At 71.9% G+C, this 16743-nt stretch carries 14 protein-coding genes; 8 read left to right on the plus strand and 6 right to left on the minus strand.

Annotation, left to right across the window (positions count from 1 at the left end):
• The 5 genes from MW290_RS21815 to MW290_RS21835 all read right to left on the minus strand — a co-directional run bounded on the left by MW290_RS21815 (position 1) and on the right by MW290_RS21835 (position 6806).
• Complete coding sequence (locus MW290_RS21815) at positions 1-642, minus strand: lamin tail domain-containing protein (protein ID WP_250199772.1); 642 nt, start codon at positions 640-642, stop codon at positions 1-3.
• Positions 643-669: 27 nt separating this feature from the next.
• On the minus strand, positions 670-1545 hold the full coding sequence (locus tag MW290_RS21820; RefSeq protein ID WP_250199773.1) for an SdiA-regulated domain-containing protein: 876 nt from the start codon (positions 1543-1545) through the stop codon (positions 670-672).
• Between the two features lie 88 nt (positions 1546-1633).
• Positions 1634-2416 (minus strand): hypothetical protein, encoded by a 783-nt coding sequence (locus MW290_RS21825; RefSeq protein WP_250199774.1) that lies wholly within the window; start codon positions 2414-2416, stop codon positions 1634-1636.
• Between the two features lie 88 nt (positions 2417-2504).
• Entirely contained in the window at positions 2505-4754 is a 2250-nt protein-coding gene (locus tag MW290_RS21830; protein WP_250199775.1) for a hybrid sensor histidine kinase/response regulator, read from the minus strand.
• Positions 4755-4772: 18 nt separating this feature from the next.
• On the minus strand, positions 4773-6806 hold the full coding sequence (locus MW290_RS21835; RefSeq protein ID WP_250199776.1) for a hybrid sensor histidine kinase/response regulator: 2034 nt from the start codon (positions 6804-6806) through the stop codon (positions 4773-4775).
• Between the two features lie 225 nt (positions 6807-7031).
• Between MW290_RS21835 and MW290_RS21840 the strand changes: the two genes are divergently transcribed.
• The 5 genes from MW290_RS21840 to MW290_RS21860 all read left to right on the plus strand — a co-directional run bounded on the left by MW290_RS21840 (position 7032) and on the right by MW290_RS21860 (position 12230).
• On the plus strand, positions 7032-7280 hold the full coding sequence (locus MW290_RS21840; RefSeq protein ID WP_250199777.1) for a DUF3297 family protein: 249 nt from the start codon (positions 7032-7034) through the stop codon (positions 7278-7280).
• 87 nt (positions 7281-7367) lie between these two features.
• Complete coding sequence (locus MW290_RS21845; RefSeq protein WP_250199778.1) at positions 7368-10385, plus strand: bifunctional diguanylate cyclase/phosphodiesterase; 3018 nt, start codon at positions 7368-7370, stop codon at positions 10383-10385.
• Positions 10352-11380, plus strand: coding sequence for a GGDEF domain-containing protein (locus MW290_RS21850; RefSeq protein ID WP_250199779.1), 1029 nt, complete (start codon positions 10352-10354; stop codon positions 11378-11380). Before MW290_RS21845 ends, MW290_RS21850 begins: the two co-directional genes overlap by 34 nt.
• A 66-nt stretch (positions 11381-11446) precedes the next feature.
• Positions 11447-11878, plus strand: a complete 432-nt coding sequence (locus MW290_RS21855; RefSeq protein WP_250199780.1) for a YciI family protein — start codon at positions 11447-11449, stop codon at positions 11876-11878.
• Between the two features lie 85 nt (positions 11879-11963).
• The gene (locus MW290_RS21860; protein WP_250199781.1) at positions 11964-12230 is read left to right on the plus strand and encodes a hypothetical protein; all 267 of its coding nucleotides are present in this window, start codon (positions 11964-11966) and stop codon (positions 12228-12230) included.
• Between the two features lie 31 nt (positions 12231-12261).
• Here the strand turns inward: MW290_RS21860 and MW290_RS21865 are convergent, their stop codons facing one another.
• Positions 12262-12612 (minus strand): DUF2934 domain-containing protein, encoded by a 351-nt coding sequence (locus MW290_RS21865; RefSeq protein WP_250199782.1) that lies wholly within the window; start codon positions 12610-12612, stop codon positions 12262-12264.
• A gap of 143 nt (positions 12613-12755) precedes the next feature.
• Between MW290_RS21865 and MW290_RS21870 the strand changes: the two genes are divergently transcribed.
• The 3 genes from MW290_RS21870 (at position 12756) to MW290_RS21880 (ending at position 16720) form a co-directional block, all read left to right on the plus strand.
• On the plus strand, positions 12756-13247 hold the full coding sequence (locus tag MW290_RS21870; RefSeq protein ID WP_250199783.1) for an FxDxF family PEP-CTERM protein: 492 nt from the start codon (positions 12756-12758) through the stop codon (positions 13245-13247).
• A 75-nt stretch (positions 13248-13322) separates the two neighbouring features.
• Positions 13323-14231: a bestrophin family protein gene (locus MW290_RS21875; protein ID WP_250199784.1), complete on the plus strand. Its 909-nt coding sequence runs from the start codon at positions 13323-13325 to the stop codon at positions 14229-14231.
• Positions 14232-14308: 77 nt separating this feature from the next.
• Positions 14309-16720 (plus strand): AI-2E family transporter, encoded by a 2412-nt coding sequence (locus tag MW290_RS21880; protein ID WP_250199785.1) that lies wholly within the window; start codon positions 14309-14311, stop codon positions 16718-16720.
• Positions 16721-16743 lie beyond the last annotated feature (23 nt).

The raw sequence follows: 16743 nt of genomic DNA on the forward strand, positions 1-16743 counted from the left end.
TCAAGCTGCGCGGCGGCGTGCCAGCCAGCCCACGGCCGCAAGGCCGGCGAGCATCAGCGCATAGGTTTCGGGCTCGGGCACCGGGCTGGCGAACTGGGTGCGGCCCGGGCTGCCGATGCTGCCGGCGGCCGAGCGCCAGGAAGCTTCGCCATCGCCCACGGCCGACAACACCCAGCCCGACACCTGGTTGGCGCCCAGCACCGTGAAGCTGCCCGGCCGGCCGCTGACCTCGCTGGTGACCAGCGTGGTCTTGTCGTAGGTCAGCCGGTCCACCAGCGCGCCGCTGGCGTTGAAGAGGTTGATCTCGTCGCCGTTGCCCAGGTTGTTGGTGTAGTTGCCGATCACCTTGACGCTGGCCGCCAGCCCCCAATCGGCGCGGAACACGTCGGCCTCGGTCTCGGTGATCAGCACCGATTCGCCGGCCGCCAGGGTACCGAAGGCCGACAGGTCGAGCACGCCGGCCAGGCGGCTGTCGTCGTCGAAGCTCCAGCCGACCAGGCTGACGGGTGCGCTGCCCAGGTTGGTGAACTCGACGAATTCGCCGACGCCGCCCTTGTACATCCATTCGGTGATGGCGACGGACGGTGCGGCCTGTGCGGTGCCCGCGGCCAGGGCGAGCAGCAGGGAGAAGGTCGTTTTCATGTTGTATAGACAGGTGAGTGGACGAGATCAGGCGCCGTGGCGGCGCGTCAGCCAGGCCAACGCGGCCAGGCCGGCCAGCATCAGTGCATAGGTCTCGGGCTCAGGCACCGGCGCGGCGCTGAAGACATAGACGTTGGGCGTCTCGTCGGTCAGATAGATGGTGCCGTCGGCGGTGATGGTCACGCCTTCGGTGCTGCCGCTGAGGGCGCTGAAGTCCAGGCTGCTGAGCACCACGCCGCTGCGCGACACCTCCAGCAGCCGGCTCGATTCCTGGCTGAAGACCAGCAGGTTGCCGCTGCCGGGCAGCACCTGTACGTCGGCCAGGTCGAGCACGCCCAGGTTGGGCGTGAACAGCGAGGTCATCGTGTGGGTGCCGTTGTCGAAGTCGATGCTGCCGAACTGCACCGCCTGCGGGCTTTTCTCCTTCACCGTCACGAACTGGCCGTTGCTGCGGTCGTAGGAGATGCCTTCCAGCCCCACGTTGCCCACGGTCGGGCCCAGGGACACCGACTTCAGCGAGCCGCGCGCCACCGTGGCGCCGGCCTGGTAGCTGAGCTGGTAGACGTCCTGCAGGCGTTCTTCGCCGATGACGAAGCGGCCATTGCCGGTGTAGGTGAGGGCTTCGGTGTCGTTGAAGCCGCTGAGCGCCATGCTGCCCAGCACCTGGCCGCTGCGGCTCAGCTCGGTGATGTGGTCGCCTTCGTCACCCAGCACGAACAGCGTGTCGCTGTCCCAGTTCCAGGTGATGGCCGACGACTCCGACGCGGTGCTGGTGGGCAGCGCGAAGGTGCTGGACAGGCTATAGCGGCCCAGGTCCAGCCCGGCCGCCGCGGCAGGGCCGGCCAGACCGATGGCGAGCAGGGCGCCCGCGGCCAGCGCGGAAAGGGACAAGCGTGATTTCATGCAACCTCCTGACGTTTTGCGTCAGCTTGGCGCCTGGATGTGTCACGCGCATGTCACGCCCGCGCCGGCTTCACCCCCCGGCCGAGTGTCAGCCCGCGCCGGGGCCGGGCAGCAGGGCCCTGGCCGCTTCGAGCCGCAGCGCCAGCGGCGCGGCTTCGTCATGCATCACGCCGAGCAGGAAGCGGCGCGCCTGGGCGGCCGCGTCGGCGGCCTCGGAAGAAGGGGCCGGGGAGGGCGCCGGAGGGGGCGAACCCGCGGCACCGGCATCGGCGTTCGCGGGCGCGTCGGCAGGCGTCCATTCGGCCAGCAAGGCCTCGAAGGCGGCATGCGGGATGGACCGCAGGCCGGCCAGCAGGTCGGCCTGACCTTCGACGCTGGGCGGCAGGTCCAGCCAGGGCGTGTCGGCGAACACCGCAGCCAGGTCGGGCGCGATGAAGGCCGCCCAGCAGTCGTCGCGGGGCTGCTGGCGCCGCACCGCCTCGGCCAGCTCCCAGGCCGGCGCACCGCCGCCCGCGGCCGGCCGTGGCAACAAGCCCAGCCGGGCCAGCGGCAGCTCGGCCAGGTAGCGTCGGCGCAGGCCGTCCAGCCAGGTCTGGGCCTGTGCCACCGGCACCGGCCGTGCCAGCGAGAACCACAGCTGCAGGCCGTCGCGGCCGTTCACCGCCACGGCGGGCTCGGGCAGGCCCAGCTCGGCCTGCACACCGCGCCACACGGCCGACAAGGCCTGCCAGTCGCCGGGCCGGGCCACTTGCAGCACGGCCGCCCGCACCCGCCCTTGTTCATCCACCCAGGCGTCGGGTGTGGCACTCGAAGCCGCATCGGCGGCGGCAGGCAGGTACAGGCGTCGGAACTCGGAGGCAAAGCGGCTCATGGCCGAACTGTAGCGAGCACGGTGCGCCCCATGGGGCTTCGCGGACGCATCGGGGCCCCGGTGTCGGCCGGCCTGTCGGCCGCCTTGCCTACACCACGCCGTCGGCGACGATGATCCAGCGCTGCAGCAGCTGGGCCAGCGCCTCGCGGGTGAAGGGCTTGCACAGGTAGTCGTTCATGCCGTGGGCCAGGCAGTGCTCGCGGTCGCCGGCCATGGCATTGGCGGTCAGCGCGACGATGGGCACGGTCAGGCCCTGCGCCCGCAGGTGGCGCGTGGCCTCGAAGCCGTCCATCTCGGGCATCTGGCAGTCCATCAGCACCAGGTCGTGGCGCACGCCGGGCTGCAGCGCCAGCGCCACCGCCTGCGCGCCGTCATGGGCCACGTCCACCTGCAGGCCCAGGCTTTCCAGCATGGCGGTGGCCACCATCACGTTCATCGGGTTGTCCTCGGCCAGCAGCACCCGGCAGCCGGCCAGGCCGGCGGTGCTGCGTGCCGGCATCGGGGGCGGCGTGCCGGCCACCGCACCCGCGTCGGCCGGCATGGCGCGGCCGAAGGTCAGTTCGGCGGTGAAGGTGGAGCCCACGCCCAGCATGCTGTCCACCCATACCTGGCCGCCCATCAGCGTGACCAGCTCCTGCGTGATGGCCAGGCCCAGGCCGGTGCCGCCGTAGCGGCGCGAGGTGGAGCCATCGCCCTGCACGAAGGGCTGGAACAGCTGCTCGCGCAGCGTGGGCTCGATGCCGATGCCGGTGTCGCGCACCGCGAAGCGCAGCCGGTGGCCGTGTTCGTCCTCGTCCACCAGCTCCACCTGCAGCAGCACCTCGCCCGTGTCGGTGAACTTGATGGCGTTGCCCAGCAGGTTGCTCAGCACCTGGCCCAGGCGCAGCGGGTCGCCGCGCATCCGCTCGGGCAGGCGCGGGTCCATGCGGTGCGACAGCCGCAGCGACTTGCGCTGCGCTGCTTCGCGGAACAGGCTGCACTGCTCGCTCAGCAGGCCGTGCAGGTTGAAGTCGATCGACTCCAGCGCCATCTTGCCGGCCTCGATCTTCGAGATGTCGAGGATGTTGTTGATGATCTGCAGCATCGACGTGCCGGCGCCATAGGCCGCACGGGCCAGCTCGCGCTGGCGCGGTGTCAGTGGCGTGTCCAGCAGCAGCTCGGTCATGCCCAGCACGCCGTTCATCGGGGTGCGGATCTCGTGGCTCATGTTGGCCAGGAAGGCCGACTTGGTGCGGCTGGCCGATTCCGCCGACTGGCGGGCCGCGCGCAGCTCGGCCAGGGTTTCCTGGCGGCGATGAGCCAGCCGCAGGATCCACAGCGTGGCGGCCAGTGCCAGCAGGTTGAAGACCAGCGTGCTGCCGACGATCCAGCGCACCGTGTTGCGCCAGTTGCGCAGGAACAGGGTGTCGCTGACCATGATGTTGACCACCATCGGGTACTGGCTGGACACGGTGGGCGCCACGATGCGCAGCCGCACGTCGTCGGGGTCGGTCAACCGGGGTTCGGCCAGCACATGGGTGGTCTCGCGCGGGGCGCCGGGCGTGGCGGCCTGCCGGGCCTGCTGTTCCTCCAGCCAGCGGAAGGTGGCGCCCTGACGGAAGCTGCGGCCCATGAAGGCCTCGTTGTGCGGCATGCGGGCCAGCAGCTCGCCATCGCGCCGCAGCAGCAGGATGGCGGTGGAGGCCGGGTCCACGCCCAGGCTGGCGTAGAAGCCCTCGAAGTAGCTGCTTTCGATGCCGACCAGCGCCAGGCCCAGCAGCTCGCCGCGCGCGCTGGTGAGCTTGCGCGATAGGTAGAAGGTCCAGGTGCCGGTGCCGCGGTTCTTCACCGGCTGCGACAGGTGCACCTGCAGCGCGGGGTCGTTGCGGTGGGCCGTCACGTAGTCGCGGTCGGCCAGGCTGATGTCCGGCGCCGGATACCCGCGCGAGAAGCTCAGCAGCTGCCCTTGCTGGTCGGTGATGGAGACGACGTCGATCTGCGGCAGGTCGTTGCGGCGGTCGCGGATGGTCTCGTGCATCTGGCGCGAGCCCACCAGTCGGCGGAAGGCGGCCTCGTCCTCGGGGCCGGCGGCGTCCACCTGCTGCACCACGCGCGACAGCACCGCGTCGGCGGCGGCCAGGGTCTGGTCGGCATGCTGCGCGGCCATGGCCGACTGGCTGGTGAGAAAGCGCCGCCAGTCGTCGATGGCATCGGCGCGGCTGCGCCACAGCGCAATGCCCGCCGCCACCCAGCTGGCCAGCAGCACCAGGCCGCACAGCAGCCACAGCGTGCGCAATGCGCCGCGCTCGCCGCGTTCGGCGGCGGCGTGGTCGGACGCCGGGGCGCCCGCGCGGGTCAAGCCAGGCCCTCGCGCGCGTCAGCCATGGCCTTGCAGCCGCGGCGCGCGGCTGGCGGCCAGCAGGCTGCGCAATCCGCCCAGCACCTGGTCCACGTCGATGGGCTTGTTCCAGCTGGCGTCGAAGCCGCCGCTGCCGGGCATCGCCAGCGGCTCGGTGCGGGCGTCGGCGCTGACGGCCACGCAGGGGATGTCGCGGGTGGCGGGGTCGCTGCGCAGCGCCTGCAGCACCTGCTGGCCGCTGATGTCGGGCAGGTGCAGGTCCAGCAGGATCACGGCCGGCCGCTCGCTGTGCGCCAGCGCCAGGCCCTGGGCGCCGGTGGCGGCGGTGATCAGCCGCCAGCCGGGCTGACCTTCGATGAGGTGCTGCATCAGCAGCGTGTTCACCGGGTCGTCCTCGATGTAGAGGATGCGCTGCCGCGGGTCGGCCGGCGGCTGCGGTGGTGGCGTGGCGGCGCGGCGTTCGGCCAGCGGCAGCTGCAGCTCCACCCGCGTGCCCACGCCGGGCTTGCTCTGCACCCGGATGCGGCCGTCCATCGCCTGCACCAGCTGGCGTGCGATCACCAGGCCCAGGCCGCTGCCCTGGGCCGGCTGGCCGGGCGCTTCCACCCGCTGCAGCGGATCGAAGAGGCGCGACAGCTGCTGCGCCGACATGCCGCGGCCGGTGTCCTCCACCGCCAGGATGGCCTGGCGGCCGCGCAGCGTCAGGTGCAGGTGCACATGGCCGCCCGGGCGGTTGTACTGGATGGCGTTGGACAGCAGGTTCTCCAGCACGCGGGCCAGCGCATCGCCATCGGCCAGCAGCGGCGGCGTGTCCGCCGGCACGTCGGCAGCCACCTGCACCTGGCGCTCGCGGGCCAGCGGGGTCAGGCGGTCCAGGCAGCGGCGCAGCGGCTCGCGCAGGTCCAGCGGGGCGGGGCGCAGCAGCGTGCGGCCTTCTTCCAGGCCGCGCACGTCCAGCAGCTGGTCGATCAGGCCCATCAGCCGGGCGCCCGACTGGCGGATGACCTCCAGCCGCTGCTGCTGCGCCGGCGGCAGCGGGGCATTGCGGTCCTGGGCCATCAGCTGCGCGAAGCCCAGCACGCCATTGAGCGGCGTGCGCAGCTCATGGCTGATGCGCGAGAGGAACTCACGCTGGTGCGGCGGCAGCCGGGTGGCCTCGGTGCCGGCGTCCGGGGCCGCGTCGTTCGAGGCTCCGGCGTCGGTGGCCGGCGCATCACGCGGCACCGTGGGCACCGGATGGGCGGTCGCCGGCTGGCGTGCCGGCTCGGCCACGCGGCAGGTGCCCACCAGCCGGTCTTCGTCCTCGGCCTGCTGCAGCATCAGCTCCAGCGTGCGCTGGCTGCCGTCGGGCAGCGGCAGGCGCAGATGCAGCCGTTCGGTGGCGCCGGGCACCGGGGTGGAGTTGAGGGCCGCATGGCCCAGCAGCCGGTCGTCGGGTGCCAGCAGCGCCAGCCAGTCGGCCAGCGCCAGCCAAGCCGGCGTGGCCAGCAGGCCGTGGTGGCGGCTGGCCACCGCGTCCAGCCGCAGCCGGGCGGAGACGGGGTCGTACTCCACCAGGCCCAGGTCGGCCACGCGGGCGGCCTGGCGCCAGCGGCGCTGCTGCAGGCGCAGCTCCTCCTGGCGGCGCTGCTGGTGGGTGACGTCGGTGAGCAGGCCGTGCCACAGCGCGCCGCCCGCGGGCAGCAGCTCGGGCGCGGCCACCAGCTCGTACCAGGCCTCCTTGACGCCCGGCGGGCAGATGCGCAGCCGGCAGTGGCAGGTCTGGCCCAGTTCCAGCGCCTGCGCCAGCTGGCGCTTGAGCAAGGCCAGGTCGTCTGCCGGGATGCTGCCGGCCACCACCGCGGCATCGGCCGCCAGCCGGGCGGCCGGGATCATGAAGATGCGCTGCAGCGCCTCGCTGGCGAAGGGAAAGCTGAAGCGGCCATCCTCGGCCTGGTGCAGCACGAACACCGCGGCGGGTAGCTTGTGCAGCGCGGTGCAGGGAGGCCCGGCCAGCGTCGCCGTGCCAGGATCGGACGCCCCAGGATCGACTACAGCTGGATCGGCGGACATGGCGGCGCGGCTCGTACAGCGAGAGCCCACTTCAGTTACAACGCAACTATTGTCTTAGGGATAGACACGCCGGCAAGTACTTCGTCACGGAAAGTAGGGGCTGAAACAACAAACCCGCCTCCCGCGGACGCGGTGCTTTCCCAGGGGGCGGCCCCGCCGAGCCCGGCAGAATGACGTCCCCGGCGCCCTGGCGGCGCCTTCTCGACAACCGTTTCCACACACACCATGACCGACGCCGACAACCGGCCCCCGCTGCCCGACCACCTGTCCATCGACCCCCGCAGCCCGCACCATGTGCCGGCGGTGTTCGAGCACGACATTGGCATCCGCTTCAATGGCAAGGAGATGACCAACGTCGAGGAGTATTGCGTCAGCGCCGGCTGGGTGAAGGTGCCCGCCGGCAAGACGCTGGATCGCAAGGGCCGGCCGCTGCTGCTGCAGCTCAAGGGCAAGGTGGAGCCTTTCTATCGCTGAGCCTGACGGGTCGGCCGCGCTCAATCCCGGGTCGGCCCTGCCGATATCCGGCTGCGGGCATGGGTGTCCGCGGCATTTGCAGGCTCGATGAAGTCCTCCGGTTATCTCCCAGCGCCGTACCCCCACGATGAGCCCGCACGGCTCGCGGCGCTGCATGCCTACGGCGTGCTGGACACCCCGCCCGAGGCGGCCTTCGACGACTTCGCGGTGCTTGCCGCGCGCACGGCCGGCACACCGGTGGCGATGGTCACGCTGGTGGACGGTGGGCGCCAGTGGTTCAAGGCACGCGTGGGCATCGAGGCCTGCGAAACCCCGCGCGACATTTCCTTCTGCGGCCACACCATCTGCGGCGACGGCGTGCTGGAGGTGCAGGACGCCGCAGCCGACCCGCGCTTTGCCGGCAATCCGCTGGTGGTGGGGCACACCCATGTGCGCTATTACGCCGGCGTGCCGCTGCGCACGCCCGAGGGCCTGGCCATCGGCGCCTTGTGCGTGATGGATGTGAAGCCCGGTGCGCTGGGCGAGGAGGGCCGTGACACCTTGCAGCGCCTGGCCCGGCAGCTGATGCACCTGCTGGAGCTGCGGCGGCTGAGCCGCCGCCAGCAGGCCGCGGAGGAGGAGCTGGAACGCCTGGCCGTGGTGGCCCGCCACACCAGCCACGGCGTGCTGATCACCGGCCCGGACAACCGCATCGAATGGGCCAATGCCGCCTTCACCCGCCTGACCGGCGTGGCCATGCCGGCCAGCCGCGGCTGCAAACCTGGGGCGGTGCTGCCGTTCCTGCGGCAGGACAAGCAGGCCCGCGAGCAACTGGCCGCCGCGCTGGCCGAACGCCGGGCGACGCGCGTGCGCACCAAGACGCAGGCCGGCAACGGCAGCTGGCTGTGGATGGACGTGGACCTGCACCCCTGGCGTGGCGACGATGGCCGCTTCCGGGGTTATGTGGCGGTGGTCAGCGACGTCAGCAGCCTGGTGGCCCAGCATGAACAATCGCAGGCGCTGTTCGATTCGCTGCCGGTGGGCGTGCTGGTCTACGGGCCGGACCAGCGGGCAGTCAACGGCAACCGCGCCGCTGCCGCCATCCTGAATCGCCCGCTGGTCGAGCTGGTGGGCGTGCGCCGGCACGAAGCCTTCGGCGACACCGTGCGCGAGGACGGCCATCCGCTGGCCCCGGGTGAGCGCCCGCTCGCCATGACCTTGAAGGACGGCCTGCCGCGCAATGGCGTGGTGGTGGGCGTGCGCACCGACGACGGCGAACGCCGCTGGCTGCGGGTGAGCACCGCTCCGCTGCACGACGCCGATGGCGTGGTGTGCGGCGCCATCTCCTGCTTTGCCGACGAGACGGCCGAGCGTGCCTCGCGCAAGCTGCTCAACCTGGCCATCGATGCCGCCGCCGTGACCCCCTGGCGCTGGAACCGCGGCGAAGATTTCGTCGAGGTGGACCGGGGCGCCGCCGTGGCCAGCGGCCTGGTGGTCGCCCCGCCCGAAGGCAGCCCGCGGTTGCGGCTGGCGTTCTGGCAGGCGGTCAACCCGCAGGACGCGCCGCTGGTGCGGGCCGCGCTGGCGGCGCACGACACCCATCCGGCCCAGCCCTACCGGGCCGAGTTCCGGCTGCGCACCCCCGCGGGCGCCGAGCGCTGGTACATGGCTACCGGCGCCGCCAGCGAGCGTGACGGCCAGGGCCAGGCGCTGAAGCTGTCGGGCGTGATCCTGGACATCACCGAGCGCAAGACGGCCGAGGCCGCGCTGCACCGCGCCGCCACCACCGACGGCCTGACCGGCCTGCCCAACCGCAGCGTGCTCAACGACCGCCTGTCGGTGGTGCTGCGGGCGGCCCCGCGGCGCGGCGAGCACGGCGCACTGCTGTTCATCGACCTGGACCACTTCAAGCGCATCAACGACACCTATGGCCATCTGGTGGGTGACCAGGTGCTGCGCGCGGTGGCGCACCGCCTGGCCGGCCAGCTGCGTGCCGAGGACACGCTGGCCCGCCTGGGCGGCGACGAGATGGTGGTGCTGCTGCCCTGGCTGGGCGCCGACCTGGCGGCCGCCGCGGCCGGCGCCGAGCGCGTGGGCCACAAGCTGCTGGCGGTGCTGTCCGAGCCCCTGCGCATCGACGGGCTGGTGTTCAGCCTGCATGCCAGCATCGGCGGCACCTGCTTCCCCAAGCTCGACGGTGAATCGGCCACCGACCTGATGCGCGAGGCCGACACCGCGATGTACGCCGCCAAGAGCGCGGGCCGCGGCACGCTGCGGCTGTACCAGGCCGGCATGCGCGACCAGGTGGCCAGCCGCCTGGTGCTGGAAGCCGACCTGCGCCATGCGCTGCAGCACGGCGGCCTCAGCCTGGCCTTGCAGGGCCAGTGGCGGCCCGACGGTCGCCTCGCCGCCTGCGAGGCGCTGCTGCGCTGGCAGCACCCGGTGCGCGGCGCGGTGAGCCCGGCCGAATTCATTCCGCTGGCCGAAGAAGGCCCGCTGATCATCGACATCGGCCGCTGGGTGCTGCGCGAGGCCTGCAGCGTGCTGGCCCGCTGGCTGGCACTGGGCATCGAGCTGCCGATGGCGGTGAACGTGAGCCCGCGCCAGTTCTGCGAGCCGGCTTTCGTGCACTTCGTGCTGGACACGCTGGCCGCCGCCGGCGTGCCGCCGCGGCTGCTGACGCTGGAGATCACCGAAGGCGTGCTGCTGGAAGGCGACGCACCGGCGCGGCTGCGGCTGCTGGCCGATGCCGGCCTGCGCATCGCCATCGACGACTTCGGCACCGGCTATTCCAGCCTGATGTACCTCAAGCAGTTGCCGGTGCATGAGCTGAAGATCGACCGCGGCTTCGTGCGCGACCTCACCGAGGACGAAGACGACGCCGCCATCGTGCAGGCCATGCTGGCCATCGCGCGCAAATTCCGGCTGGACACGGTGGCCGAGGGCGTGGAAACCCCCGCCCAGGCCGAGCTGTTGAAGCAACAAGGCTGTACCCTGCAGCAGGGATTTCTGCATGACCGGCCGCGCGCGGTGGCGCTCTTCCAACAAGAGCTGCTCAGCCGCGGCCTTGCACGAAGGGATACTGGCAGCGAATGCGTAACGCCATCGACCACCTGGGCCGCCTGACGGAGCTGCGCGACCGGGACCTGCTCGACCTCAGCCTGCTGCAGTCCATCCGCGACCTGGTGCGGCCGCTGTCGGTCACCCTGTACCGCGCGGCGGAAGGCGATCCGCCGCGCTGGGGCAGCCGGCTGAAGCTGGTCACGCAGCTGCTGGCCGACCAGGTGGGCGAAGCGGCGCCGCAGGTGGAGTTCGACGGCCTGCCGGCGTTGGACGAGCATCCGGCGCGGGCGCAGTGCCTGGCACGTGGCGAGCGCCAGCGTGTGGCCGGACCGCCGGCCTGGACCGGCTTTCCGATGATGGCGGGCGGCCGCGTGGTGGGCGTGCTGGAAACCGACACCCGCTACCCGCTCACCCGCGAAGAGGCGGCGCTCATCACCGGCATGCTGCAGGTGTTCGGCAACTTCCAGGCGCTGCTGGACTACAGCGAGCGCGACACGCTCACCGGCCTGCTCAACCGCAAGAGCTTCGACACCGCCTTCTTCAAGCTGCTGGCCGACGGGCAGGGCGCCGACCCCGGCATCGAGGAACGGCGCCGCGGCCAGGGCCGTGCGGTGCACTGGCTGGGTGTGATCGACATCGACCACTTCAAGCAGGTGAATGACCGCCATGGCCACCTGATCGGCGACGAGGTGCTGCTGCTGGTGGCGCAGCTGATGAACAGCAGCTTCCGCGTCAGCGACCGGCTCTACCGCTTCGGCGGCGAGGAGTTCGTGGTGCTGCTGCGCGGCGCCACCGAGGCCGAGGCGCTGCAGGCCTTCGACCGCTTCCGGCTGGCGGTGCAGGCCTTCTCTATGCCGCAGGTGGGCAGCATCACCATCAGTGCCGGCGTCACCCAGCTGCGCGCGGGCGACACGCCTTCGGCCGCTTTCGAGCGGGCCGACCGCGCCACCTACCATGCCAAGAACCAGGGCCGCAACCAGGTGTGGTCGCACGAGGCGCTGGTGCGCCAGGGCAGCCTGCAGGACGACGACAAGACCGGCGGCGTCGAGCTGTTCTGAACAGCGCCTGTCGATCTGCGCCCGGCTGCTTCGTCGTGAGGATGCAGACCGCAAAAGGAGCAGGCGATGCGTGTGATGGTGATGATCAAGGCCACGGCCCAGTCCGAAGCGGGCGAGATGCCCGAGACCGAACTGCTGGCGGCGATGGGCCGCTTCAATGAAGAACTGGTGCAGGCCGGCGTGATGTTGGCCGGCGAGGGCCTGAAGCCCAGCTCGGCCGGCAAGCGGGTGCGCTTTGCGGGCACCGAGCGCACGGTGGTGGACGGCCCTTTCGCCGAGACCAAGGAGCTGCTGGCCGGCTTCTGGCTGTGGCAGGTGAAGTCCATGGACGAGGCGGTGGCCTGGGTCAAGCGCTGCCCCACCCCGATGCAGGGCGAGAGCGAGATCGAGATCCGCCCGGTGTTCGAGGCCGAGGATTTCGGCGAAGCCCTGACGCCCGAGCTGCGTGAGCAGGAAGACCGGCTGCGTGCCCAGCTGGAAGGCAAGCCGGCCGGGTGAGCCGCAGCACGCAGGCACGCAGCCTGCCGAACCCAGGCCGTGGCGGCGCCCTTCGGCGCCGCACTGCACTGGAAAGGATGGGCTCATGAACCTGTTGAAACTCGGCGGCCTGATCGGCCTCGTGTACTTCGGCCGCAAGGTGATGGCGCGGCAAACCAAGACGGGATGGCCGCAGCGCCTGTCGGGCGCGCTGCCGGCCCTGGCCGGCGCGGGCACCGGCAATCCCGGCGAGCGGCTGAATGCGGCAAAGCTTGCCGCCGTGCCGCCCAGTGGCGGCCTGGCGGGCTCGTCCTCGCAGTCGGGCCCGGCCCCTTCGGCCACCGGCCTGGGCGATTTCACGCGGGGCGCCTGACGCCGCAGGCGCGGGCCGCCCTGCGGTTCGCTCAGGCGGGGTGGATGTTGCCGTCCACCTCGCGTTCGGCTTCCAGCCAGTCGCGCTCCGGGTCGCCATCGGCCATGCCGCGGGCCAGCCAGCGGTGATAGGCCGCTTCACGCACCCGCTGGTCGCGGCTGCTGCCGGCCTGCGGCGGCGCAGCCCGCGGCGTGCTGGCCGCGGGCATCGCAGCTTGCGTATCCGCCGGGGTGCCACCGGAGCTGGGCGGGCTGACGGGGTCCCCGTTCGCGCTGGCCGCGGGCTTGCGGCTGCGGGTCGACTTGGCCGCCGTCTTGCGGGCCGGTGCGGCGCCTTCGGGTGCAGTGGCAGGGGTGGCAGCGGTGGCGGAGGCTTTGGCCATGGAATGTCCCGAGGTGATGGAAGCGTCACGCGGGGCAATCGGTGTGCCTTCCCATCAGCCGATGTCATCCGACGGGTGCGCAGGGCATGCGGATTGCCCCTGCGGCCATTGCTGCACTGTCGCAGCATGCCGTGAGTCGTGACATGAAACCCCAAGCTTTGTGGGCCGCCGCTGCGCTGGCCGTCACCGCCTTGCAGGCCGGCGCCGTGGCGCTGCCGGGCAGCTCGTTCGACGACGTGTCGTCGACCTATTTCTTCGACGTCAAGCGCATCGGCGCGGCCGACACCTTCTTCAACTTCGTCTTCGAGCCGGCCGGCGGCGAAACGGGGCTGCAGTACCGCATCAGTGGCGACATCAGCGCCACCAACTTCAGCCTGTCCAGCGTCACGCTCAACGGCACGCCGTTCTCGCTGCAGCCGACCGCCGGCGGCAACTTCCTCGGCGTGGTCGGTGCCATCACCGGCAGCCCGCTGGAAGTGGAGATCACCGGCACCTTCACCGGCGACCCGGGCAGCTACGGCAACCTGCAGGGCTCGCTGGTGCTGGCGCCGGTGCCTGAGCCGGAGACCTACGCGCTGATGCTGGCCGGCCTGGCCGCGGTCGGCTTCGCGGCGCGTCGGCGCCGCGTGCACTGATCAGGTCACCCGCTCCGCGCCACACGTCGGGCACCCCGCCGCCCAGCGCGCGGGCCGGCGGCCACAATCGGCCCCATGATCGTGCGCCCCCGACCCGCCGCCTGGCGGCTGTTCTTCGTGCTGCGTGGCTCCATCGTGCCGCACATCGCCGGCAAGCTGGCCCTGGTGGCCGGCGTCTCGGTGCTGGCGGTGCTGCTGCACGGCCGGCTGCCGCAGCTGGGAGCGGCCCATCTGGCGGCCGTGCCGTTTTCGCTGCTGGGCCTGGCGCTGTCGGTGTTCCTGGGCTTTCGCAACAACGTCTGCTACGACCGCTGGTGGGAGGCGCGCAAGCAGTGGGGCGCGCTGCTGGCCGCCAGCCGGGCGCTGGCGCGCGAGGTGCTGGTGGTGCTGCCCGGGCCGGGCGATGCCATCGTGCGCCGTTGCATCGGCTTTGCCCATGCGCTGGCCGCCCGCCTGCGCGACGAGGATGCGGTGGCCGCTGCCGCACCCTGGCTGCCGCCGGCCGAACAGGCTGCACTGGCGGCCACGCGCAATGCCAACAACCTGATCGTCGCCCGCATCGCGCAGGAGCTTGCCGAAGCGCGCCGCGCCGGCACGCTGCCCGACATCGTCTACCAGGGCCTGCTGGCGCACCTGCACGAATGCACCGCGGTGCAGGCCGCCTGCGAGCGCCTCAAGGGCACGCCCACGCCCTTTGCCTATTCGCTGCTGCTGCACCGCACGGCCTGGTTCTTCTGCCTGCTGCTGCCCTTTGGCCTGGCACCCACACTGGGCGCGGTGACGCCGTTGGTGGTGGTGATCGTGGCCTACACCTTCTTCGGGCTCGATGCGCTGGGCGACGAGCTGGAAGAACCCTTCGGCCGTGCCGACAACGACCTGCCGCTGGACGCGCTGGTGCGCGGGCTGGAGATCGACCTGCTGGACATGCTGGGCGCGACCGACCTGCCGCCGGCCTTGCTGCCGCAAGACTACGTGCTGACCTGATCGCCCCCGGCCTGGCGCCGTGGCCCCTCGACAAGGGGCTGCCGCCATGCGGGCCCGCCGTATGCCAAGCGGTGGCCATGAAGGCCGATTTGCCCCCTGAGGAGCCGTCGCGCCCCGGCAGCCCCTTGCTCGCGCTGCTGCCGGAGGCGCGACTCCTGGTATCGATGATCACCGCCGCATTGGTGATCGCCGCGCTGTATTACGGCCGCGCGATCCTGATGCCGCTGTTCCTGGCGTTTCTGCTGGGCTTCATGCTCGATCCGCTGGTCATGCGCCTGAAGCGCTGGGGCCTGCCGCGGGTGTACGCCGTGGTGGCGGTGACCTTGGGTGCCCTGGCCGCGTTGGGCCTGGCGGCGCTGTTCCTGGGCAACCAGGTCAGCGCGCTCAGTGCCCAGCTGCCCACCTACCAGAGCAACATCCAGCACAAGCTGCGCGAGCTGCGCACCACGGCCGGCCAGCCCGGCCTGTTCGACGGCGCGGTGCGCACCTTCGATGCGGTGCAGCGCGAGGTGAACAAGGCCGCCGCCACCCGCAGCGGCCCGGCGGTGCAGCGGGTGCAGGTGGAAGAGCGCCCGCCCACGCCGATGGAGCAGGCGCTGGACTGGCTGGAAGTGAGCATGGAGCCGCTGGCCACCGCCGGCATCGTGCTGGTGTTCACCGTGCTGGTGCTGCTGGACCGGGTGGACCTGCGCGACCGCCTGCTGCGCCTGTGGGGCGGCAGCCTGCATCGCAGCACCGATGCGATGGACGAGGCCGGCCGCCGCATCAGCCGCTACCTGACGATGCAACTGGCGGTGAACGTGAGCTACGGCGTGCCGATGGCGCTGGGCCTGTGGGCCATCGGCGTGCCGGGGGCCTTGCTGTGGGGCGCGGTGGCGGCGCTGATGCGCTTCGTGCCCTACGTCGGCCCGATGATCGCGGCGCTGTTCCCGCTGGCGCTGGCCTTCGCGGTCGACCCCGGCTGGGACATGCTGCTGTGGACGGCGGCGCTGATCGTGGTGCTGGAGCTGATCAGCAACAACATCGTCGAGCCGCTGCTCTATGGCGCCAGCACCGGCCTGTCGGCCATGTCGCTGATGGCCGCGGCCACCTTCTGGACGGCGCTGTGGGGCCCGATCGGCCTGATCATGAGCACGCCGCTGACGGTGTGCCTGCTGGTGGTGGGCCACCACCTGCCGCGCTTCGCCTTCCTCAACGTGCTGCTGGGCAGCCAGCCCGCGCTGGACCCGCCTACGCGGCTGTACCAGCGGCTGCTGGCGGGCGATGAGGAAGAAGCCATCGAGGTGGCCACCCAGCAGGCGCATGACGGCGACCTGGCCGCCTTCTACGACGATGCCGGCCTGCCGGTGCTGCGCATGGCCACCAGCGACCATGCCAGCGTGGCCACCGCCGAGCACCGCCACCGGGTGGTGACCGGCATGGACCGCCTGCTGGACGAGCTGACCGAGCTGCACCCGCCGCCGGCCGGTGGCCGGCCGGCGGCGGTGTGCATCGGCGGCAAGTGGGAGGTGGACACGCTGGCCGCCCGCATGCTGGCCCATGCACTGAGCCTGCAGGGCCGCCCGGCCGAGCACCGCCCCGCCGCCGCACTGAATGCCGAAACCCTGGCCCGCCTGGACCTGCGCGGCGCCCGCAGCGTGTGCATCAGCTACTTCGCCAGCGAGCCGGCGGCGGCCGCCCGCCAGTACTGCAAGCGGCTGCGGCGGCTGTACCCCGAGCTGCGCATCGTGCTGGGCCTGTGGAATGCGCCGCAGCTGCTGCAGCAGGGCGAAACCCTGGAGAGCCTGGGCGCCGACGCGGTGGTGGGCAGCATCGGCGAGGCGATGGTGCGGCTGGCGCAATTCATGGGCGACGACCTGCCCGAAGGCTTCCTGGCCGCGCCGCAGACCGACGACGACCCCGCCCGCCTGCAGGCGCTGAAGGACAGCGGCCTGCTGGACCCGCGCGCCCGTGTGCTGCTGGAAGCCGCCTCCCGCCGCGCCGCCGACATCTTCGACGTGCCGCTGGCCATGGTGTCGCTGATCACCGAAGACCGGCAGATCGTGGGCGGCGCCTTCGGCCACCTGCCGGCGCCACCCGGCGCTGAGCCGGCCGAGGGCGCTTCCGCGGCGGCCGAGGAGACGGACGTGGAGCGCCGCCTCTCGCTGTGCGGCCATGTGGTGGCCGACGGCCACACGATGGTGGTGCCCGACATCGCCCGCGACCAGCGTTTTGCCCACAACCCGGTGCTGCGCGACCGCGCGCTGCGCTTTTATGCCGGCGCGCCGCTGGTGGATGCGGCCGGTTTCAAGATGGGCACGCTGTGCCTGATGGACGTGGCGCCGCGCACGCTGAACAAGCGCGAGGTGAGGCTGCTGGAAGCCATGGCCGCCGATCTGATGACGCTGCTGCGCGCCCAGGTGGCCCAATGGAGCACGCTGACCGAGCCGCGTGAGGAGCCGGAGCCGCCTTCGGCCACCGTCGGCCAGCTGGTGCCGGGCGCAGGCTGAGCCCCGGCCCGTCGGCCGGGGTG

This window comes from Aquincola tertiaricarbonis (assembly GCF_023573145.1).
GTDB classification, from domain to species: domain Bacteria; phylum Pseudomonadota; class Gammaproteobacteria; order Burkholderiales; family Burkholderiaceae_C; genus Aquincola; species Aquincola tertiaricarbonis_B.